Genomic DNA, 20,675 nt, shown 5'->3' on the forward strand with positions numbered 1-20,675 from the left:
CTAAGAGATCATTTAAGGGACAAAAAATGACAACGACTACAGACAGCTTTGATGCAATAAACAAGCTAGCAAATTTTTCAGCTGAGCGGGATGATGAGGGTATCATCACCGTATCTATCGATCAAAGCGATCGTAAAATGAACGTTATCGGCGATGGTTTTAACGACGCTTTTGCGACTGTGACGGACAGCTTTATTGGTGATGATTCTGCGAAAGGCTTAATTCTAACCTCGGCAAAAAACAGTTTCGTGGTTGGCGCAGATATCGATCAGCTCTCTAATATACAAACCGCGCAGCAAGCCTTTGACTTGGTTGAAGAATTAAAAGGCAGCCTCCGCAGGCTTGAGACCGCAGGCAAGCCCGTCGTGGCTGCGATGACAGGAACGGCGCTTGGCGGCGGGTTGGAGCTGGCATTAGCTTGTCATTATCGCATTGCGATTGACTCGCCAAAGACTAAGCTGGGTCTGCCAGAAGTCAAACTTGGCTTGCTACCTGGCGGCGGTGGTACTCAGCGTCTACCAAGGCTAGTTGGCATTCAAAAATCGCTAGAGCTAATGACCCAAGGCAAAGAGCTACGGCCTAAAGCCGCAATGGATATCGGTCTTATCGACGCTATAGCGACGGACAATGAAGATATGTTAGCGCAAGCCAAAGCGTGGATCAAAGCCAATCCGCAAGCAAAGCAGCCTTGGGATAAAAAGGGCTTTAAAATTCCCGGCGGTGATAGCAAGCATCCAAAAGTAGTACAAGTATTCTCTATCGCGCCTGCGATGGCGAATCAAAAGTCGCATGGTAATTATCCTGCGACCACTCATATAATGTCTTGCGTCTTTGAAGGATGCATTGTCGATATCGACACTGGCCTTGAGCTTGAGTCGCGCTATTTTGCCGCTTGTGTGCTATCGCCTGAATCTAGAAATATGATCAGCACGCTTTGGACGCAGCTTAACAACATCAAAAAAGGCCAATCACGTCCTGATAGCTTTGAGCGCTATCAAACCAAAAAGGTGGGTATCTTAGGTGCGGGTATGATGGGCGCAGGCATCGCTTATGTCACGGCTAAAGTCGGTATCGATGTGGTTTTACTCGATACAGATATAGCAGGAGCTGAAAAGGGCAAAGCCTATTCTGAGACTATTTTAGATAAAGCCATCAGCCGTAAACGTTCTACCGAGGACAAAAAACAAGCGCTGCTAGCTCGTATTAAACCAACCGTCTCCTATGACGACCTAAAAGATTGTGATTTGATAATTGAAGCGGTGTTTGAAAACCGTGAAATCAAAGCTAAGTGTACTGAGCAAGCGGAAGCCGTTATACCAGAAACGGCCGTTTATGCGTCTAATACCTCAACTCTGCCTATCACCGGACTGGCTGAGGCCAGCCAGCGCCCGCAGCAGTTTATCGGTCTGCATTTCTTCTCGCCAGTTGATAAGATGCCGTTGGTTGAGATTATCGTAGGCGCGCAAACCGATGATGCAACTTTAGCCAAAGCTTTTGATTACGTCGGTCAAATCGGCAAAACCCCAATCGTCGTCAATGATAGTCGCGGCTTTTATACCTCGCGGGTGTTTGGTACTTATGTCTCAGAAGGCGTCGCTATGCTAGGCGAAGGCGTGCATCCCCGCAGTATTGAGGTCGCAGGTCTAAAGACGGGTATGCCTATGCCGCCCTTAGCGCTACAAGATGAGGTGTCGTTAAGCTTAGCGCTGCATGTTAGCGAGCAACAGCAAAAAGATATGGAGGTGGAGGGTAAAACCATGGCGATGCGTCCCTCTTACGACATTCTTAAAACCTTAGTCAAAGAGCATGAGCGCGAAGGTAAAAAGAACGGCAAAGGCTTTTATGACTATCCAGACAAAGGCGACAAGCATCTATGGCCTAAGCTGACCGAGCTCTATCCAACCAGTAGCGAGCAGCCCTCGCAACAAGATCTAGTCGATCGCTTGATGTTTATTCAAGCCAACGAGTCGGCGAAATGTTTTGAAGAAAACGTGGTGCGCTCGGTCGCAGATACCAACATCGGCTCTATCTTTGGTTGGGGTTTTGCTCCAAACCAAGGCGGCACTTTGCAGTTTATCAACTCCATGGGTGTCGAGCGCTTTGTCGCTCGTAGCCGTGAGCTAGCCAAGCAATATGGCGAGCGTTTTGAGCCGGCTAAGATTTTGGTAGATATGGCTGCAAGTGGCGAGGAGTTTGTGGATGGCTAATTTAGCTCACGCAATAGAGGGTATGAGCGACTGCTTACAAGGACTGCGCGTTGTAGATTTGACGCGCAACCTACCTGGGCCCTTTGCCACGCGTCTGCTTGCGGATTTGGGCGCTGAGATTACCAAGGTTGAGCCAAAAAGCGGCGATCCTGCCCGCGCTTTAGGCGGCTTGTTTGAAGCTTTAAATCACGGCAAAACTATCGGTAAGGTTGATTTTCGCGACCCCAAAGGCATAGAGGTTATCAAAGCGCATCTCAAAGACGCTGATGTCATGCTCGATAGCTTTCGCCCTGGGGTGCTAAAAGGGATGGGGTTAGACGCCCAAACCTTACATGCTATTAATCCAAAATTGGTTATCGTCTCTATTACGGGTTACGGCATGACTAACGATAGTGATAACGCTCAAATCGCTCACGACTGGGCAGATAAAGCCGGTCATGATATCAACTTTATGGCGATGAGTGGCGTACTTGATCAGCTGCGCACAGCAACTGGTGAGCAGGCCATGCCTAACATTCAGTTTGCCGATTTGGCAGGTGGTAGTGATACGGCAGTAATTGCCTTGTTAGCAGCGGTATTCGCCGCACAGCGCACAGGTAAAGGTCGCCATGTTGCGATGAGTATGACTCATAGCTTGTATAACCATATGGTCATGCCAAAAGCGACAGGGGAGCTCGTCAAAAGCTTCTCAGGACAAAACCCGCCGCCAAATTATGACTTCTTGGGTGGACTATTGCCTTGTTATCGCTTATATCAAACGTCTGATAAACGCTACATAGCGGTAGGCTCACTAGAGCTAAAATTTTGGCAAGGGCTGTGCGAGGTATTGGGGCTGCCTGAGCTCAAAGACGCGCATTGGCAGCGCGGGGTGATGCCAAACCTGCCTGAAAGCCGTGAGGCGGCCACAAAAGTCAGTGATAAGTTTGCCAGTCAACCGCTTGAGTTTTGGCAGCAAGCTTTTGAGACTACAGACGTTTGTGTAACGCCAGTACTGAGCTTAGAGGAGGCCAAGAGTCATCCACTATTTGCCCATCAAGATGAGCACCAGACAACATTAGGATGGCAAGTTATAAAAGACTGAATTTAAAAGCTAGTTTTTGTGGATGCAGGGTCAACATTATCTACTATAAATCGATTACCAAGGAAGGTAAGTTATGGATAAGTTTTGGACACAGGGTTATCCAGCGGGGGTTAATGCCTATATAGATCGACCACATAGTACGGTGCTAGATATATTTGATGATAAATTGCAAGCGTTTGCTGATCGTCAGTTTACTAGCAATATGGGCGTCAGCTACTCCTATGCGCAAATCGATAGCATGTCATTGCAGATTGCCGCTTGGATTCAAAATTTGGGACTCGCTAAAGGCTCAGTCATAGCTATTATGATGCCGAATGTTCATCAGTACCTGCCTATTGTCATCGGTGTTATACGTGCAGGTATGGTGACCACCCTCATTAACCCGCTGTATAGCCCTCGCGAGTTAAAGCATCAGCTGATTGACTCCGATGCAAAAGCCATTTTTATTTTAGAACCTTTTTGTAATACGCTTGAAACAATAATCGATGAAACTCTTATCAGAACCGTCGTCGTTAGTAAAATTGGCGATATGTTAGGAGCGGCTAAGGGGATGGCAATAGATATCGCCGCAAAATATCTAAAAAAAGCCGTTCCTAGTTATCAGCTGACATCCAATGCTAGCTACAGCGTCATCAGTTATAAAGCGCTACTAAAACAAGCCAAAATCCTACCTTATACGCGTCCAGACATCAGCCCAGATGATTTACTCATGTTGCAATATACTGGCGGCACGACAGGGGTTGCTAAAGGTATCTTAATCAATAATAAAAATGTCGTCACCGCGACTTATCAGTACGTTGAATGGTTCAAACCGGTCTATGCTGGTATGGCTGATAACGTGCAGATGAATACCATTATTGCCCTGCCGCTGTATCATATCTATGCTTTTATCTGCTCGATAGTTGGCTTAACGGTCGGTCAGCATCTGACTTTAGTCACTAACCCGCGTGACCTTGATAGCTTTATTAAAATTTTAGCCAAACGTCCTTTTCATCTGCTGCCCGGGGTGAACACGCTGTTTCAAGCTTTTGTCAGCCATTCTGACTTTCGTAAACTGGATTTCTCAGAATGTAAATTAACGGTAGTGGGCGGTATGGCAGCCACGCCTGAGACGGCCAAACGCTGGCTTGAAATCACAGGACTGCCTATTTTGGAAGGCTGGGGGATGTCTGAGACACTAGGCGTAGGAACTGCCAATCCATTTGATGGTACCGAGTACACGGGCAACGTCGGTTTGCCGCTACCTGGCGTGGATATTAGTATTCGCAATGATGGGGATGAGGTGCTAGGTTTAAATGAGGTGGGCGAGATGTGTATCAAAGGCGATAACGTCATCACAACCTATCATAATATCGATAATGCCAAATTTTTCACTGCTGATGGCTACCTAAAAACCGGTGATATCGCCTCGATGAATGAGCAAGGTTTCATCAAAATATACGACCGCAAAAAAGATATGATCATCGTCAGCGGCTTTAATGTTTATCCTAATGAAGTCGAAAACGTCATCGAGACTCAACCCAATGTTGCCGAGTGCTCTGTCGTTGGTATTGCTGATAAAAGCCAAGGACAGGCGGTCAAAGCCTATATCGTTAAGGCTGATGAAAACTTAATGGCGGAGGATATAAAAATGCTGTGTAAAGAAAAATTTAGCCGGCTATAAATGTCCTCGCCATATCGAATTTATAGACGAGCTGCCAAAATCTACTGTCGGTAAAATATTACGTCATGAGCTGAGAAAAGCGGCCAATAAAGCGTAAAAAACGCTTTAGTTTAAAGGCTATTAAAAAACTGAGTTTAACTAAATTAGCTTTTTAATAGCTGGGTTTGAATGAATGATCTGCTTATAAGTCGGATAACTCAGGCTTCGACATAGAGCGCCACAATATACTAAATAAAGCATCAAAATTTGCGTTTAGTGGTGCCTCTGCTTGACGAATTGTTTGCATAATACCAAGGCGACTAATAAAGCCCATAAACACATCAAATAAGATGTGCAGTGGCACAGTGTCTACTAATACTCCGCGCTTTTGACCATCTTCAAGCACGCTTAAAAATGCATTAATTAGCTCTTTATTATTATAAATTGCGATGTTATGAAAACGCGCTATCGAGACTTTAGACAGCACCATCACCGCGTCTGGATGCGTATCGACAAAATCTAAGCATACCCATAGCGTTTTACGCAGGCGATCTTCAACGCTATCGATACCTTGCAGATGATCCATCATTCTAGTGGCAAGTCTGCCTAGCACTAAATCCATAATGGTATAAAGTACCGTTTGCTTATCGCCAAAGTACTTATAAAGCGTCTGCAGTGACACATTTGCCGTCTTGGCAATTTGTATCATAGTAATATCGCTGGCATCACTATCGGCAAAAAGCAGACGAACCGCTTTTTCTACTTTCTCTAATGTCGCAGGACGCATCTCACTCAGAGGCGCTACAGCTAAAGGCGTAGTACGCGTGTCTTTTTTAAGTTTACTGCTCTTTGGTTGGCCAGTTTTGTTTTTACGATTAGAGTTAGAAGGCGGTTTTGATCGAGTAGGTGGCATATCTTATTGTTCCTTATAGGCTCATTATTTAACTAACTTTTCGCTCAAACTATTCAGTGATGATAATAAAAATTACCATTGTAAAGCATTTTATTGCAATGAGTCAGTGGGATATCTAGAATAAAAGCAGTAAATCCTATGCTTAGTTTATAGTTATAAACCAGCAATAAGGTAATTACAATTACTATTATAATTCAAGCGTGCATACCACAAGAATATCAAAATAGAATTTGATTATGTCGTGGTTGGTGGGGTTCGGCAGGTTGCATGCTCGCAGCGCGCCTTCTAGAGCATGCAGACGTTCATGTTTGCTTGCTCAGGAAGCGGTGAGGGTAAAGACTTAGCCGTTCGTGTGCCGGCAGGAAGGGTGTTTATCATTCAGCGCCGTAAAACCACGTCCTTCTAGGGCGTAGATATCAGACGTCAGTCGTTGTCGTACAATATTGTGAATACCTTGATAAACAACTGCATTGAGATCATAATTAATCCATGAAAACGCTCAAACTACGCATCAAAGACAAACACGCCACTCAGCTTAATATCTTAGCTGGTGCAGTTAATTTTGTCTGGAACTACGTCAATGAGCTGAGTTTTAAACATTTACAGCGCACTGGCAAATTCTTTTCAGCCTATGACTTGGCCGCTTATACCAAAGGGGCGGGTGAATACCTAAATCTGCACAGCCAAACCTTGCAAGCGATTAGTGAGGTTCACTCCAAAAGCCGAAAACAGTTTAAAAAAGCCAAACTCAACTGGCGCACCAACAACCCAAAGGCCAAGAGAAGAAGTTTGGGCTGGATTCCTTTTAAAAAGACCGCTATTAAGCATCTAGCAACCCGTCAATCAGGCAAGAAAAGCCTTAAGTCCACTATCCAACTAAGCCTCGCTAAAGGCAAAAAACTTACTATAGATCTATGGGACAGCTATAACCTAGCCCTGTACCGCATCAATACTCTGGAGCTAGTGCAAGACAATCGCGGCTACTGGTATGCCTGTATCACCGTTAAAGAATTTCCAAAGATTAAGTGCGGCACTGGCCAAGTCGGTATTGATTTAGGCTGTAAGGATTCAGCGGTCAGTAGTAATGGCGATGTTCTAACCACTAAGCTGACCCATCAATACGCCGAAAAACTGGCCATTGCCCAAAGAGCCAAGAATAAAAAACGGGTCCGTGCCATTCACGCCAAGATCAAAAACACCCGCCAAGATCTGATCCATAAATTCACATCAAAGCTTGTTAAAGCCAACAGCCTAATCGTTGTTGGAAAGATTAAATCAACATCATTCACTTCATCCAAACTGGCCAAATCCGTCTATGATGCTGGTTGGTTTGAGATTAAGCGGCAACTGGATTACAAATGCGCGAACGCAGGTTGCCACTATCTTGAAGTCAATGAAGCGTACAGCACCCAAACCTGCTCGTGTTGCGGCTCCCGCCAAGACAGTCCGAAAGGTAGAGAAGGTCTTGGTATAAGAGTATGGTTTTGTCGTTCTTGTAAAACGACCCACCAACGTGATGTTAATGGAGCAAAAAACATTCTCGCGGTCGGGCTTGGCCGTCTTTAGTAGGAATCCCCTCACTTTAGGGAGGGGAGGAAGTCAAGGTACCTAGTAAACCTTTTAAATTAAATAACTCGATGAGTCTGTTTTGTTTATGCCAACTTAGTTTACTCTTTCTCATAGTGCTATCCTAAATAATTTTGCTTATCTAGGACAGCCCCTTGTCTTTTGACGCATCGACCGCTTGCTTGACGGTATGAAAATCGCTGTGGCGCACGTCCGTGCCGCTACTGATATAAATTACCAGCTCGGCGATGTTGCGCGCATGGTCGCCGATACGCTCAAGCGCGCGCAGTACCCACATCAAATTCATCACTTGTGTGACTTGACGCGCATCTGCCATGACATACGTCATCAGCGCCCTTAGCGCCGACTGGTACTCGAAGTCAACACTACCATCATCGCGCATCACTTCAAATGCTTCATTGGCGTGTAGTTTTTCAAAAGCCAGCAGCGCATTGTTCAGCATCAAGCGTACTTGGTTGCTCAGGTGCTGTACTTCATGGTGACAATAGGTGTTGTGATTTTCGGCGGCGATTTGTTTGGCCATATGCGCAATTTTGGTCGCTTCATCGCCGATGCGCTCGATATCGACCACGCCTTTACTCATCGCCATCACGTAGCGCAAATCACGCGCGGCAGGTTGGCGACGCGCTAAGAGCAGCAAAATATGCTCATCAATTTGCACTTCCATTTGATTGATATGGCTGTCGTGCTCAATCACCTGCTCCGCTAGCGTGCTGTCGCTCTCAATCAAGGCGCGCATGGCATGCGCTACCTGCTCATCCACTTGCGCGCCCATGTGCAAAAATAAGGTCGTGGTTTCTTTTAAATCATGGTCAAAGCTGCGCGAGGTGTGCGCCATTTGATGCGGCATGATGGTGTCCTCATAAGGCAAAAATAAGACAAAAAAGATGCCGCAACAGAGCGGCATCGGTAGCAATTATGGCAACTTAACCGTAACGACCTGTGATGTAGTCTTCGGTCGCTTTTTGCGTAGGGTTGGTAAAGACTTGGTCGGTCTTGCCAATCTCAACCATATCACCCAGATACATATAGGCGGTGTAGTCTGAGATACGCGCCGCTTGCTGCATATTGTGGGTCACAATCGCGATGGTGTAGTCTTGTTTTAAATCTTCAATCAAGTCTTCAATCGCACCTGTTGAGATGGGGTCAAGGGCGGAGGTTGGCTCATCGAGAAGCAATACTTCAGGTTTGGTGGCCACGCCGCGCGCGATACACAAGCGCTGCTGCTGACCACCTGAGAGTGACAGACCTGAGGCGTTTAGCTTGTTTTTAACCTCATCCCACAGTGCCGCTTTTTTAAGTGCCCATTCGACACGTTCGGCCAGATCCGCTTTAGACAGTTTTTCGTACAGACGCACACCAAAGGCAACATTATCAAAAATAGACATCGGGAACGGTGTCGGTTTTTGGAACACCATGCCGACACGAGCGCGTAGCAAATTGACATCGACCGACTTGTCTAAGATATTTTGCCCATCAAGGATGATTTGCCCATCCGCGCGCATGTTGGGATACAAATCATACATGCGGTTAAAAGTACGCAGCAGGGTTGATTTACCGCAGCCTGATGGCCCGATAAACGCGGTCACTTTGCGGTCTGGAATGTCGATAGAGATGTTTTTTAGTGCATGAAAATCACCGTAATGGAAGTTTAAATCACGGATTTGCATTTTCGCTGCTGGCGTTGCTTCTTCTGTTGTGCTGCTGGCACCTGTCTGCGTCTGTGTGTTGGCTTGTGTGTTGATAACAGGGGCCGATACAGGTGGCTGGGTGGTTTTTGTGTTCACGGCAGTGCTTTCTTCTGTAAATACGGATTTGGTCTTTGGTGTCTTGATAGCGGTGTCGGTCATGGGAGTATCCTTTTTTTCTGTCTGATATGCGTTTGTGTGGCAATGGCTGAGTCGCGGCCGTGATTAATGACGCTCACGTGCACCGATATAACGGGCGATGACATTGAGCGCAAGCACCGTAAAGGTAATCAATAGCGCCGCTGCCCAAGCTAAAGCATGCCAGTTGTCATAAGGGCTCATGGCAAACTGATAAATGGTGTTTGGCATGTTGCCCATGGCCTTACTCATATCTAAGCTAAAGTATTGGTTGTTCAGCGCTGTAAATAGCAAAGGCGCGGTCTCACCCGTGATACGGGCAAATGCGAGCAACACCCCTGTGGTCAAGCCTGCGCGCGCTGCTTTTACCGTTACGCTTAACACCAGTTTCCACTTAGGCGTACCAAGCGCATACGCCGCTTCGCGTAAGGTATTGGGCACGAGCAGCAGCATGTTTTCAGTAGTACGCACCACCACAGGAATTACGATGAGTGCCAAAGCGCACGCCCCTGCCCAACCTGAAAAGCTGCCGCCTTTTACCATCAAGGCATAGACGAACAGACCAATCACGATAGAGGGTGCCGACAGCAAAATGTCATTTAAAAAACGAATGACTTGACCCAGCTTGTTGCCGCCTGAAAATTCCGCCAAATAAATACCCGCCAACATGCCAATCGGCGCACCGATAAACAAACCGCTACTGGCAATCATGATTGAACCCACGATGGCGTTGCGCAAACCACCCTCTGTCATCGGCGGCGGCGTGTCTGCGGTAAATACTGGCATCTCAATCAAGCCGCTCATGCCTTCGATACCGAGCGTGACCAAAATCCAAAGCAGCCAAAACAAACCAAAGACCATGGCAAAAGACGCAAAGCCCAGTCCGACCTTGTTCCACATACGGCGGCGGCGGTATAAGCCGCGGTCAATCTTTTGCGCGGGCGGGGTTGAGACAGGTGACACAGCAGTCAAGCTAGACATGCACATATTCCTTTTGATTCATCGGTCGCTGGATTGACCGTTCATACAACATAACGCTTATTAAAAGTAGTAAACCGTGCGCGCCGACTTAGTGTCCTGCGCGCTTGTCCATATTGCGTAACATCAAGCGCGAGATACTCAGCACCACGAAAGTAATCATAAATAGAATCAAGCCAAGGTGTAGCAGTGACGCCAAGTGCAGTGGGTCAGAGGCTTCGGCAAATTCGTTGGCCAGCGCCGAGGTAATCGACACGCCAGAGGCGAACATACTTGGGTTGATGTTAAAGGTATTACCAATCAAGAAGGTCACCGCCATGGTCTCGCCAAGCGCCCGGCCAAGACCTAAGATTACGCCACCAACCACCCCTGTTTTGGTATAAGGCAAGATGATTTTAAACATCACTTCCCATGTGGTCGCGCCCATACCGTAGGCTGATTCTTTGAGCAAATTGGGCACCACTGAGAACACATCACGCATGGTCGCGGCGATAAAGGGAATAATCATAATCGCCAAAACAAGCGCGGCGGTAAACAGACCAATACCCATCGGCGCACCGACGAACAGCTTGCCAATCACAGGCAAATCGCCCAAATGCTCGGTCAGCCACGGCTGGATGTTATTACCAAAAAACGGCGCAAATACGAACAGACCCCACATGCCATAGATGATAGAGGGAATACCCGCGAGCAGCTCAATAGCGATGCCCAAAGGCTTCTTTAAAAAGGTTGGGCACAGCTCAGTCAAAAAGATGGCAATACCAAAGCTGATAGGCACTGCAATCACAATCGCCATAATCGAGGTCATCACCGTACCGTAAATCGGTGCCAGCGCCCCGTACTCGCCTGCGACAGGATCCCAGTTGTTGCTGGTATAAAAGTCAAAGCCAAAGGTTTGCATACTTGGCCATGCACCAACAATCAAAGAGACCAAAATTGCCCCTAAGCTCAGCAGCACAAACACCGCCGCTGCTTTGGTGGTATTTACAAAGACAGCATCCCAGCGCTTTTGTTTTGCCAATTGTGTTTGCAGATTGTGCCCTACCATAGTCACCTCAACGTTACTCTCATTACTCGAATAGATGCGCTAAATACAAGCGATGCAACGACGCCTGCGATCCGCCCCTCGGCTTGGTTACAGACGTCATGCGTTAACGGTTCTTACTGTGGGGTATAGACAGGGTTGCCATCTTTATCAACCACTTGTTTCCAGCTGTCTTTAAACAGTGCCACAGCAGTATCTGAGAATGGCACGTAGTCCAAATCTGTAGCTGCCGCGTCGCCTTGGTCGTACGCCCAGTTAAAGAAGTTCAGCACGCCTGCCACTTGTTTTGGATCTTGTGGCTGCTTGTGAACCAAGATAAAGGTCGCCGCAGCGATTGGCCATGCTTGGTCAGTTTCTGAGTTGGTAATGACTTTATAGAAGCCTTCTTGCTGAGACCAATCGATGTCGCCTGCAGCAGCAAAGCTGTCGATTGACGGCTGTACAAAGTTACCCGCTGCGTTTTTCAAGGTCGCGTGTGACATGTTGTTTTGCTTCGCGTACGCGTATTCCACATAGCCGATAGAGTTTTGCATACGGTTCACGTAGCTTGCCACACCTTCATTGCCTTTACCTGCCGCGCCGCGGTCAGAGGTTGGCCACTTAACGGTTTTGTCCACACCGACACTGCTTTGCCACTCTGGTGATACTTTTGCCAAGTAGTCCGTGAAGTTAAAGGTCGTGCCTGAGCCGTCTGAACGGAATACAGTAGTGATTGGGCTGTCTGGTAGCGTCAAGTCTGGGTTTAGCGCTTTGATTGCCGCGTCATTCCACTTGCTGATGTTGCCAAGATAGATGTCTGCCAATACTTTACCGTCAAGCTTTAGTGCGCCAGGCTCGATGCCTTCGATGTTCACGACAGGAACCACGCCACCGATAACGGTTGGGAACTGAATCAAGCCTTCTTTTTCTAGCTCTTCTGGCGTCATTGGCGCATCCGATGCCCCAAAATCAACCGTACCTGCAGTGATTTGCTTGATGCCGCCTGATGAGCCGATAGACTGATAGTTCACTTGGCCTTTGGTCGCTGCATTGTAGTCCGCTGACCACTTAGCGTAGATAGGCTGCGGAAAAGAAGCACCTGCGCCGGTGATATTCATCGACACGTTTTCAGCTGATGCGGTATTAGCGCTCTGAGTAGAGGCCGCGCTCGATTGGGCTGAAGCAGTTGATTCAGTGCTTGAGTTACTATCGGCAGATCTATTGCAAGCGGTTAAACTTAGAGTGCTTATGATGGCGACAGCCATAAATGAATAACGCATTGTTTCTCCTAAAGTTCACTATTTGTCATTATTGAGCAGTTATAATTAGCACTTCCGCTACTGCGGTATTGCTACTTGTGTTTTTCGACAACCTGTCTTGGCGGTTGATGAGCACATTGTGCCGAGCAAATATGACAGTTTGATGACATAGAGTGTTTTTTATAAATTAAGATCGCCTCAAAAAAATACGTCACGCTTCATTCTTATGAGGTTGGCAGGGATAGATTTATTTAAGAGCGGTTTGGCGATAGGATTACTGTCATTAAACTGTCATAATTATTGTGTTTAATGGACAGACGCTAATCAGTACTTATCGACTTTTCATTTCCTATTAGTATGTTAAAAAACAAGGCTGTAGTATGCACAACGAGCAAATTTTGATTGTTGATGATGAACCTGCAATTCGTGAGATGGTGATGATGACGCTAGAGATGGCAGGCTTTGAGAGTTTGCAGGCGGCCGATATCTCAGAGGCTCATCAGCAAGTCGTTGATCACAGGCCTGCGCTAATTTTGCTAGATTGGATGTTGCCAGGAGATAAGAGCGGCGTTGATTTTTGCCGTATGCTAAAAAATGATGAGATGCTCGCTGAGATACCCGTCATTATGCTGACTGCCAAAAGCGAAGAGGATAGCAAAGTACACGGGCTCGATGCTGGCGCTGATGACTATATGACCAAACCTTTCTCCACCCGAGAATTGATCTCTAGGATCAAGGCGGTACTACGTCGTAGTAGTGCACTCAGTAGTGATAGACCTATCGAAATAGGTGCACTGAGCCTAAACCCCAAAAGCCAGCGAGTGACAGCGAATGATCAGGTTATCGATTTAGGTCCTACAGAGTATCGTTTATTGGCGTTTTTTATGAGCCATCCGGAGCGTGCCTACACGCGCCCGCAGCTGTTAGATCAGGTCTGGGGCGGCAATGTCTATATTGAGGATCGAACGATTGATGTGCACATTCGCCGGCTACGTAAGTTACTAAAGCCCTTTGGCTGCCATACGTTTATTCAAACGGTGCGCGGTACAGGGTATCGGTTTTCTGGTCTGATTGAATAACGAGAGTACTATTTAAAACCGTATCGATTGTAATGTAGCCAATATTAAGGATAGTCAATAAACATGCTAACGCCGAAGGTCAGTGTAGAGACAAAACCTATGCAAAAAGACAATGTGCAAAAAAACAGTCAGGAGCAAGTATCTACTCAGAACAGTACCAAGCAACTCAAAAAGATCAGTAGCGCCTTGGGAGCTCTGCGAGATGCAGTGATTTTGCTCAATGACGATGATGGGTTGGAGTGGTGGAATCAGGCGGCGCAGGATCTATTACTATTGCAGTCAGTAGATCAAGGCAAAAGCATTTTTGACTTTATTGACGTTCCTGAGTTCCGGCAATATTATCAGACTATGACGATACCCAATGATGGTGTCCATATAGCGTCATGGCGCGATCCCAATCGATATTTGAAATGTGAGCTTACGCCTTTTGGCGACGAGAAGTTACTTATCATTTATGATGTAACTCGTTTACACCACTTAGAACAAATGCGCCGCGACTTCGTGGCTAATGTCTCTCATGAGCTGCGAACGCCATTAACCGTATTGATGGGCTATCTAGAAAACTTCTCAGATCAACCTGATATGCCGCCGCAATGGCGACGCGGTTTTGAGCTTATGACGCAGCAGACTGCGCGGATGAATAGAGTCGTTAACGATCTATTATTGCTGTCTCGGATTGAGATTGAAGAGACCCATGAGCTACATTATATCGATATGACTAAGCTGCTCACCCACGTCTACGACGACGCGCAAGCATATAACCAAGAGTATGGTCATACGCTGCATTTGCAGATAGACACCTATGATGGTCTTTATGGCTCAGAGATGTATTTAAACAGCGCCTTATCCAATCTCGTTATTAATGCTATCAAATATACCCCAAAAGCTGGCAACATCGTCATCAGTTGGACTAAGACATCAGATGGCTGCCAGTTTGCAGTCACCGATGATGGGCTTGGTATTGCTCCAGAGCATGTCGCCCGATTGACTGAGCGCTTCTATCGAGTGGATAGCGGGCGCAGTCGCGCTACGGGCGGCACGGGATTGGGACTGGCGATTGTCAAGCACGTGCTCTATCAGTACGACACCACTTTGCAGATTGAGTCGGTAGAAGGGCAGGGCTCAACCTTTAGCGCCAACTTCCCAGCTGATCATGTCAGGGCGGCTCCTGTTGCTAGATAGTAGCAGTCCAATGAACTCCTTTTACCTTTTGTACCTGATAGTCCGTAGCGTTAACGCTGGCTCAGTGCTTGACACTGTTATACTGAGTAGCCATAAGTTAGCAGCCGTAAGCTAGTTGCCCTGTTGTACTTGGGCGCCGAGTACAAGCTGAGGTGATGGGTTTACGTGCTTTTGCTCAGCGTGATGTAGATAGTATAGCGGTGCATGCATCAGCTGAGGATATGGCAACCTCTATAGAAAGTTTGCGAAATAATGCACTTGCTCATTAAGCTGTGCTATTTATCTGTAATATTAAGGAAAAAATATGCGTATCACTGCCAATTTTGATGCCGGTAACATCGAGGTTATAAGTTTAGAGAACAAACAAGATATCCAACTGTCCATACGACCGGACGCTGGTCGCGAGTTTTTTCAGTGGTTTAACTTTCGCCTGTCAGGTGAGATTGGCGACCATTATGTTCTTAATATCATGAATGCAGGAGAGGCGTCTTATGTTAAGGGCTGGGAGAATTACCAAGCGGTCGCTTCCTACGATCGCGAAGATTGGTTTCGTCTGCCCACTACCTACAAAGACGGCAAGTTGAGCATAACTGTGGATATGGCTTATGACAATATACAAATTGCTTATTTTGCGCCATACAGCTATGAGCGCCATCAAGATTTATTAGCGACGGTACAAATGCACCCGTTAGCAACTTTAGAGCATTTGGGTGAAACGCTTGATAAGCGCGACTTGACCTTAGTAAAAATAGGTAATGGCGATAGCAGTAGTGATGTAAATAAACGCAGCATTTGGATCATTGCGCGCCAGCATCCGGGCGAAACGATGGCCGAATGGCTAATTGAAGGACTGCTGTACAGCCTACTCGATGAGGACAATGCCACGGCTAAACAGCTGTTAGAAAAAGCGAATGTCTATATCGTGCCAAATATGAACCCAGATGGCAGTGTGCGCGGACATCTACGTACTAACGCTGCAGGGGCTAATCTAAACCGTGAGTGGTCAAATCCAAGTCTGGAGAGAAGCCCTGAGGTCTTTCACGTCATCAACAAAATGGAGGCCACAGGTGTAGATTTGTTTTATGATGTGCATGGTGATGAAGCGCTACCTTATGTGTTTTTGGCAGGCTCTCAAGGGGCACCAAGTTATAGTGAGCGCCTCGCACATTTGCGTGATAGATTCACCGAGGTATTGAAACTCGCTAGCGCTGACTTTCAGTCGGAATATGGTTATGAGATTGATGCACCGGGCACAGCGAACATGACAGTTGCCACTAATTGGGTAGCGGAGCATTTTGACTGTCTGGCCAATACTTTAGAGATGCCGTTTAAAGATAATGATAATGTGCCTGATGCCGATACAGGTTGGTCGCCTGAGCGTTCTATGAAACTGGGAGAAGCCTCATTACTTGCTATGTTAGCGGTCGTTGATGATTTACGGTAGCTTGATGGCTAATGTCTAAAACCTTTTTCAATGCTTAAAAGGATGTGGTTTTACGGCACTGGATGATAAAAAATCGTTAAGTAGATACGGGTAATACTATCTCAACCACGAGCCCTGTGACACCATCTTCACGATTGCGCGCGCTAATCTGTCCTTTATGCGCGGCAATAATCGCCTGGGCAATAGCCAGTCCAAGCCCGTAACCGTCTTCTTTTTTACGGGTTTTATTAGCAATGCTGTTAGCAGTAGGGCTTGTTGGGCGTTGTCTGGACGCATCTAGGCGTACAAAAGGCTGAAATATACGCTCTAGGTTATCATTATCTATGCCTGCTCCTTGATCTATAATGCTTATTTTTATTGTCGATGTTTGATGTGTAAGCTTAATAGTTTCAATCTTAGATGAGACGATAGAATGTGAGTTTGAATGGATAAAGGCATTACGAATCACATTTTCAAAAGCGCTATGCAGTTGCTCTCGATTACCGATTATAAGGTATGAAAGCTCATCATCACTACTATTGTCCTTATTTCTCAAACATTGCCATTCAACGTGCTTGTCATAAAACTCAAAACTCACGTCCTGACCAATCTCATCAAGGAGCATTGCTATATCTATCGACTCGCAGTCCTCAGGGCGCGCCACATAGCGCTGCATTTGCAGTGATTGAATATGAATAATTTGCCCAATCAGCTCATTCATTCGAGTGGACTCTTTTTGAATACGGTCAAGATAATGCGTCGCATTGGGTGCATAATCCCGAGTCAGCTCAGTCGCCACTTCAAGACGCGCTAGTGGCGAGCGTAACTCATGAGAGATGTCGCTGAGCATCTGCTTACGAGACATCTCGCTATCAGCCAGTCTATTAGACAAACCTGCAACATCTTTTGCGAGTATGCCAAGCTCATCATCCCCTAACTGTGATAAGTCATCCCCAACTAGATAATCTCCTTCGCTCATACGGTGTACTTTAAGTTGAACGAGGCGAATCCGTTTGGACAAAGTGCGACTAAACCAATAACACGCCAAAACACTAAAGAGTAAAATAATGCTGATGCGCATAGGTAGGTGTGTTCTTTGTAACGCGACAAGCTCATGTAAAGGCAGACGAGGTTGTAGCTGTACTTTATAAGTATAATTATCTGGAGTCACAACAGAGATATCCTGTAACTCAGGGTAGTAACTGGTATCTGGTATGACGTGTTGAATCATGCGCTCAGTTGGAGAGGCTTGTTGATTGGCAGTCTTGGGCTCCCTATTATTTTCTGAAAACTCTTTAACCCAATCAGGTTTGAATCGATAATGAAAGGGTAGTCCCTGTTCATCAATAATAAGCAGCTGGTTTGTAAGACCACGTGTACTACGATAAATCTGTCGCACCTTTTTATAATCGCCTGATTCCAAGGCTTGGACAACCTCCTGTCTAACCGTCACTAAGTGCGCAACTTGCAACGCCATTCGTGATTCTAATGCTTGCGCATTTATCCACCTCTCTATACCAATAGATATAGTAGACATCACCAATAGCATCAGTAATAAACTTATGAATAGTCGCCAAAACAAAGAAGGGGCTAGATTTAGTAAGCGCATATATGACTTAAAATTATTCATCAAAGTACCAATTGATAACCCTTGCCACGTATGGCTTTGATAGGATCGTCATGAAAAGGCCGAAGTTTTTTTCTAAGGCGAGACACATGAACATCAAGGCTACGATCAAAAGGTTGTAGCTCACGCTGAAGGACAGTTTGTGACAGCCATTCTTTACTGACCACTTCACCTTGCTGCTTTAATAAGGCGACTAATAAGTCAAACTCAGTACCTGTTACTTGCAGCTCAAGTCCATCTATTTTACAAATGCGGTGGCCTTGATCCAGTAGCAATCGATCATGATTGAGCGGTGCTATATCGGTTGATATTAGGGTCGAGCGCTTAATAACGGCGTTAATACGAGCCAATAGCTCTCTTGGATTGCAGGGTTTAGCAATATAATCATCAGCGCCAAGCTCAAGCCCAATAATACGATCAATCTCATCGCCTTTTGCTGTTAGCATAATCACTGGAATTTGACTGGTCGTAGGAAGCTGACGCAGGACGCTCAGACCATCGATTTTTGGCATCATAATATCCAGCACTAACAGATCGTATTGATACCCCGGATCCTGTAGTCGCTTCAGTACTTGCTCGCCATCGTATACACAATCGCAGCTGACGTCATGATTATGCAGATACTCTTGTAGTAATTGGGTCAGCTCGTCGTCGTCAGCAAGCAAAATATGAGTCATAAAAAATCCTAAATTTAAAAAAAAATCGATGATATTGGTTTCAATGATATCTATAAAATCCAGATATAAGTTAATGCTTTATGAGTCATAGTTGTTTAGCCGCTCAGCTAATGCAGTGCATAAGTTTACAAGAGACAAAGGCCTAGTAGTGACAATCTTTACCTTTCTTAAAGTTTTATAAATCTATGCAACATCACAATCGCTTATGATTTGTCTTGTCAACAGAACACTGTTTTCTCAAAGGGTTCATAACGATTTGCAAGACTGTAAATTGAAAAAACCCTAGTATTTCTAATATTCATTCCAAAAGGAAAACATAATGAAAAACCTAACCCTCGCAACCTTAGTATCAGCGTCAACTTTATTGGGAATGGCTGGCATTGCCAGTGCCGCTCCAGACAATCAACCTCAGCGCGCAACCCAGATGCAACATCACAAAAGCGGTATGTCTACAGATAGGGGGCCATTATCTCAGCTTAATTTGACAGCCACGCAGCAAGCTCAAATCAAAGCTATCAAAGAAGCCGACAGAACGGAGCGCAACACTACTCGCGAACAAAACAAAGCTCAACGCGAACAAATGCGTGAACAGCTTCGAGCCTTAACTAATGCCAGTACGCTTGATACGACAACCTTGAATCGCTTAGCGAATCAACATGCCGCACAATCAAAACAGCGGTTCATCGATAACGTTCAAAGCCAACACGCGATCGCTAAAGTTTTAACTGCTGAGCAGCGTGCTCAGCTGCAACAAATGAAGGCAGAACGCGGTGAGCAAGGTGATCGTAGAGGTAGATGGTAGAACGCGTAACCGTAGCGTTTCTGAGTAGGGCTCGCTTGTAAGACGCTTACGCCATTTGATGATGCGCGAGCGGGCTTAAACCCTAATACCTACTGTCATTATACTAAGGATTACTATTATGAAATCTAGTTTTAATCGTAGCGTCTTTTTAGCACGTTTATATGGTTTAGGATTGATGTTGGCGATTGTTCCAGCCACCTCCACATTGGCTATTTTGCCAATGTTGGCAGAGATGTATCAGTATAACTCTCAAATAGAGACACCTGTTAATGAAAAACAATGGAATACTGATGTTGATGACTTAGGTTTTAACGACTTAGATTTCGATGACTTAGATTTCAAGGACTTAGATTTTGATGAGGGTAAGGTCATTGTTAGGAGTAATCGAGGCGTAGCCAAAAGCTATCGAATAAAGATTTTGGAATATGATATGCGGCATCTCCCTAGCACTCAGGTTCAAGAACGAACGGTTATTAGCCCCTCTTATCAGTAATAATGGGTAGTTTAAACACCCTGTCAGCATAGCTGACAGGGTGTTTAGGTGTTATATCATCCGATTGATGTAGATAAGGGCTGATAGGCTAAGCAATCATAATAAAACTTAACTAGACTATAGTAGTGAAGCAAGATAAAATTGAGTAATCACTCAAACCATGCGATTTGACTTCTTCAGCGACTTAGTAGTCAGCGCATGAACTACCCCCTACTTAAAGAGATAGGGGGTTTTTGTACTGAAATTTTAAAAACTGGAAGATTTGATGTCACGTACTACACTATATAATCGTCAAGAGGCACTAGATCGCGCTGTAAAGCTGTTTTGGCATAAAGGCTTTCATGCGACTTCCTTAAAAGATATTGAACAGGCTCTTGATATGCGCCCGGGTAGCATTTACGCCGCCTTTGGTAATAAAGATGGCCTGTTTCAAGAGGCGCTAGATCATTATGCTAAGGCTTCATTAACTGAGCTTGAGCGAATACTGGCTCATCATCAATCGCCTTTATCAGGACTGGCCGCTTTTATACGTCAGCTTGGTGGCATCCGCGATAAAGATTTGCCCAGTCGCGCTTGTATGTTGGTCAAAAGCTTGCTTGAGCTTGGCGCTCGCGAGCAGGCGGCATTACAGAAAGTCGAGAAACTATTGGCTGGCATGGAGTCGCGTTTTGCTGAATGTTTTGTAGAGGCACAGCGTTTAAGGGAGCTTGATGCTGAGCTTGATCCGCTAAGGTTAGCACGTCGATTGCAGGCAGAAGTCATGGGTTTGCGAGCCTTCGCGCAGCGTGATGTTGATAGTGCCGCGGTACGTGCACTGGCTGAAGATATGGCTTTCTCAATAGAGGGGCTACGTAACGATAAGTCTGCAGGCTAGT

At 45.9% G+C, this 20,675-nt stretch carries 18 protein-coding genes; 10 read left to right on the top strand and 8 right to left on the bottom strand.

What is annotated here, in order from left to right; all coding sequences use genetic code 11:
* The first annotated feature begins 26 nt into the window (after positions 1-26).
* The 3 genes from W234_RS0111330 (at position 27) to W234_RS14000 (ending at position 4,951) form a co-directional block, all read left to right on the top strand.
* A complete protein-coding gene (locus W234_RS0111330) occupies positions 27-2,207 on the top strand; it encodes a 3-hydroxyacyl-CoA dehydrogenase NAD-binding domain-containing protein (RefSeq protein WP_025646961.1) in 2,181 nt (726 codons plus the stop codon).
* The gene (locus W234_RS0111335) at positions 2,200-3,288 is read left to right on the top strand and encodes a CaiB/BaiF CoA transferase family protein (RefSeq protein WP_025646962.1); all 1,089 of its coding nucleotides are present in this window, start codon (positions 2,200-2,202) and stop codon (positions 3,286-3,288) included. Before W234_RS0111330 ends, W234_RS0111335 begins: the two co-directional genes overlap by 8 nt.
* A 73-nt stretch (positions 3,289-3,361) precedes the next feature.
* Positions 3,362-4,951: an AMP-binding protein gene (locus W234_RS14000; protein WP_227501960.1), complete on the top strand. Its 1,590-nt coding sequence runs from the start codon at positions 3,362-3,364 to the stop codon at positions 4,949-4,951.
* Between the two features lie 181 nt (positions 4,952-5,132).
* Here the strand turns inward: W234_RS14000 and W234_RS0111345 are convergent, their stop codons facing one another.
* A complete protein-coding gene (locus W234_RS0111345; protein ID WP_025646963.1) occupies positions 5,133-5,843 on the bottom strand; it encodes a TetR/AcrR family transcriptional regulator in 711 nt (236 codons plus the stop codon).
* A gap of 489 nt (positions 5,844-6,332) precedes the next feature.
* On the opposite strand from W234_RS0111345, the gene W234_RS0111350 reads away from it, so the two are divergent.
* On the top strand, positions 6,333-7,409 hold the full coding sequence (locus W234_RS0111350; RefSeq protein ID WP_025646964.1) for an RNA-guided endonuclease InsQ/TnpB family protein: 1,077 nt from the start codon (positions 6,333-6,335) through the stop codon (positions 7,407-7,409).
* 142 nt (positions 7,410-7,551) lie between these two features.
* Here the strand turns inward: W234_RS0111350 and phoU are convergent, their stop codons facing one another.
* The 5 genes from phoU to pstS form a co-directional block, all read right to left on the bottom strand.
* Positions 7,552-8,280: a phosphate signaling complex protein PhoU gene (phoU, locus tag W234_RS0111355; RefSeq protein ID WP_025646965.1), complete on the bottom strand. Its 729-nt coding sequence runs from the start codon at positions 8,278-8,280 to the stop codon at positions 7,552-7,554.
* Between the two features lie 76 nt (positions 8,281-8,356).
* On the bottom strand, positions 8,357-9,100 hold the full coding sequence (pstB, locus tag W234_RS0111360; RefSeq protein ID WP_051397514.1) for a phosphate ABC transporter ATP-binding protein PstB: 744 nt from the start codon (positions 9,098-9,100) through the stop codon (positions 8,357-8,359).
* 243 nt (positions 9,101-9,343) lie between these two features.
* Complete coding sequence (gene pstA, locus W234_RS0111365; RefSeq protein WP_227501963.1) at positions 9,344-10,156, bottom strand: phosphate ABC transporter permease PstA; 813 nt, start codon at positions 10,154-10,156, stop codon at positions 9,344-9,346.
* Between the two features lie 169 nt (positions 10,157-10,325).
* Positions 10,326-11,282: a phosphate ABC transporter permease subunit PstC gene (gene pstC / locus W234_RS0111370; protein ID WP_025646968.1), complete on the bottom strand. Its 957-nt coding sequence runs from the start codon at positions 11,280-11,282 to the stop codon at positions 10,326-10,328.
* Positions 11,283-11,395: 113 nt separating this feature from the next.
* Complete coding sequence (gene pstS, locus W234_RS0111375; RefSeq protein WP_025646969.1) at positions 11,396-12,538, bottom strand: phosphate ABC transporter substrate-binding protein PstS; 1,143 nt, start codon at positions 12,536-12,538, stop codon at positions 11,396-11,398.
* A 359-nt stretch (positions 12,539-12,897) separates the two neighbouring features.
* On the opposite strand from pstS, the gene phoB reads away from it, so the two are divergent.
* The 3 genes from phoB (at position 12,898) to W234_RS0111395 (ending at position 16,222) form a co-directional block, all read left to right on the top strand.
* The gene (gene phoB / locus W234_RS0111380; protein WP_025646970.1) at positions 12,898-13,596 is read left to right on the top strand and encodes a phosphate regulon transcriptional regulator PhoB; all 699 of its coding nucleotides are present in this window, start codon (positions 12,898-12,900) and stop codon (positions 13,594-13,596) included.
* A 63-nt stretch (positions 13,597-13,659) separates the two neighbouring features.
* Positions 13,660-14,778: a phosphate regulon sensor histidine kinase PhoR gene (phoR, locus tag W234_RS0111385; protein ID WP_025646971.1), complete on the top strand. Its 1,119-nt coding sequence runs from the start codon at positions 13,660-13,662 to the stop codon at positions 14,776-14,778.
* A gap of 304 nt (positions 14,779-15,082) precedes the next feature.
* Positions 15,083-16,222: a M14-type cytosolic carboxypeptidase gene (locus W234_RS0111395; RefSeq protein WP_025646972.1), complete on the top strand. Its 1,140-nt coding sequence runs from the start codon at positions 15,083-15,085 to the stop codon at positions 16,220-16,222.
* Between the two features lie 76 nt (positions 16,223-16,298).
* Here W234_RS0111395 and W234_RS0111400 read toward each other — a convergent pair whose 3' ends face one another.
* Both W234_RS0111400 and W234_RS0111405 read right to left on the bottom strand, forming a co-directional pair.
* Positions 16,299-17,738, bottom strand: a complete 1,440-nt coding sequence (locus tag W234_RS0111400; RefSeq protein WP_227501961.1) for a sensor histidine kinase — start codon at positions 17,736-17,738, stop codon at positions 16,299-16,301.
* Positions 17,739-17,830: 92 nt separating this feature from the next.
* A complete protein-coding gene (locus tag W234_RS0111405) occupies positions 17,831-18,505 on the bottom strand; it encodes a response regulator transcription factor (RefSeq protein WP_025646974.1) in 675 nt (224 codons plus the stop codon).
* 319 nt (positions 18,506-18,824) lie between these two features.
* Between W234_RS0111405 and W234_RS0111410 the strand changes: the two genes are divergently transcribed.
* From W234_RS0111410 to W234_RS0111420, 3 genes are all read left to right on the top strand, one after another.
* Positions 18,825-19,307, top strand: coding sequence for a Spy/CpxP family protein refolding chaperone (locus W234_RS0111410; RefSeq protein ID WP_025646975.1), 483 nt, complete (start codon positions 18,825-18,827; stop codon positions 19,305-19,307).
* Positions 19,308-19,425: 118 nt separating this feature from the next.
* Positions 19,426-19,800, top strand: a complete 375-nt coding sequence (locus tag W234_RS0111415; protein ID WP_025646976.1) for a hypothetical protein — start codon at positions 19,426-19,428, stop codon at positions 19,798-19,800.
* A gap of 265 nt (positions 19,801-20,065) precedes the next feature.
* Positions 20,066-20,674 (top strand): TetR/AcrR family transcriptional regulator, encoded by a 609-nt coding sequence (locus tag W234_RS0111420; RefSeq protein WP_025646977.1) that lies wholly within the window; start codon positions 20,066-20,068, stop codon positions 20,672-20,674.
* Position 20,675: the final 1 nt, after the last annotated feature.

Origin of the sequence: Psychrobacter sp. TB15 (assembly GCF_000511655.1) — a bacterium.
Lineage (GTDB): Bacteria > Pseudomonadota > Gammaproteobacteria > Pseudomonadales > Moraxellaceae > Psychrobacter > Psychrobacter submarinus.

Excerpts from the sequence above, each read along its gene's own strand:
- W234_RS0111415 (WP_025646976.1), top strand. The coding sequence starts at position 19,426 with ATGAAATCTAGTTTTAATCGTAGCGTCTTTTTAGCACGTTTATATGGT.
- W234_RS14000 (WP_227501960.1), top strand. The coding sequence starts at position 3,362 with ATGGATAAGTTTTGGACACAGGGTTATCCAGCGGGGGTTAATGCCTAT.
- W234_RS0111400 (WP_227501961.1), bottom strand. The coding sequence starts at position 17,738 with ATGTCTACTATATCTATTGGTATAGAGAGGTGGATAAATGCGCAAGCA.
- W234_RS0111335 (WP_025646962.1), top strand. The coding sequence starts at position 2,200 with ATGGCTAATTTAGCTCACGCAATAGAGGGTATGAGCGACTGCTTACAA.
- phoR (WP_025646971.1), top strand. The coding sequence starts at position 13,660 with ATGCTAACGCCGAAGGTCAGTGTAGAGACAAAACCTATGCAAAAAGAC.
- phoB (WP_025646970.1), top strand. The coding sequence starts at position 12,898 with ATGCACAACGAGCAAATTTTGATTGTTGATGATGAACCTGCAATTCGT.
- pstA (WP_227501963.1), bottom strand. The coding sequence starts at position 10,156 with ATGTGGAACAAGGTCGGACTGGGCTTTGCGTCTTTTGCCATGGTCTTT.
- W234_RS0111395 (WP_025646972.1), top strand. The coding sequence starts at position 15,083 with ATGCGTATCACTGCCAATTTTGATGCCGGTAACATCGAGGTTATAAGT.
- pstC (WP_025646968.1), bottom strand. The coding sequence starts at position 11,282 with ATGGTAGGGCACAATCTGCAAACACAATTGGCAAAACAAAAGCGCTGG.
- W234_RS0111350 (WP_025646964.1), top strand. The coding sequence starts at position 6,333 with ATGAAAACGCTCAAACTACGCATCAAAGACAAACACGCCACTCAGCTT.
- W234_RS0111410 (WP_025646975.1), top strand. The coding sequence starts at position 18,825 with ATGAAAAACCTAACCCTCGCAACCTTAGTATCAGCGTCAACTTTATTG.
- W234_RS0111345 (WP_025646963.1), bottom strand. The coding sequence starts at position 5,843 with ATGCCACCTACTCGATCAAAACCGCCTTCTAACTCTAATCGTAAAAAC.
- pstS (WP_025646969.1), bottom strand. The coding sequence starts at position 12,538 with ATGCGTTATTCATTTATGGCTGTCGCCATCATAAGCACTCTAAGTTTA.
- W234_RS0111330 (WP_025646961.1), top strand. The coding sequence starts at position 27 with ATGACAACGACTACAGACAGCTTTGATGCAATAAACAAGCTAGCAAAT.
- phoU (WP_025646965.1), bottom strand. The coding sequence starts at position 8,280 with ATGCCGCATCAAATGGCGCACACCTCGCGCAGCTTTGACCATGATTTA.
- pstB (WP_051397514.1), bottom strand. The coding sequence starts at position 9,100 with ATGCAAATCCGTGATTTAAACTTCCATTACGGTGATTTTCATGCACTA.
- W234_RS0111405 (WP_025646974.1), bottom strand. The coding sequence starts at position 18,505 with ATGACTCATATTTTGCTTGCTGACGACGACGAGCTGACCCAATTACTA.
- W234_RS0111420 (WP_025646977.1), top strand. The coding sequence starts at position 20,066 with ATGTCACGTACTACACTATATAATCGTCAAGAGGCACTAGATCGCGCT.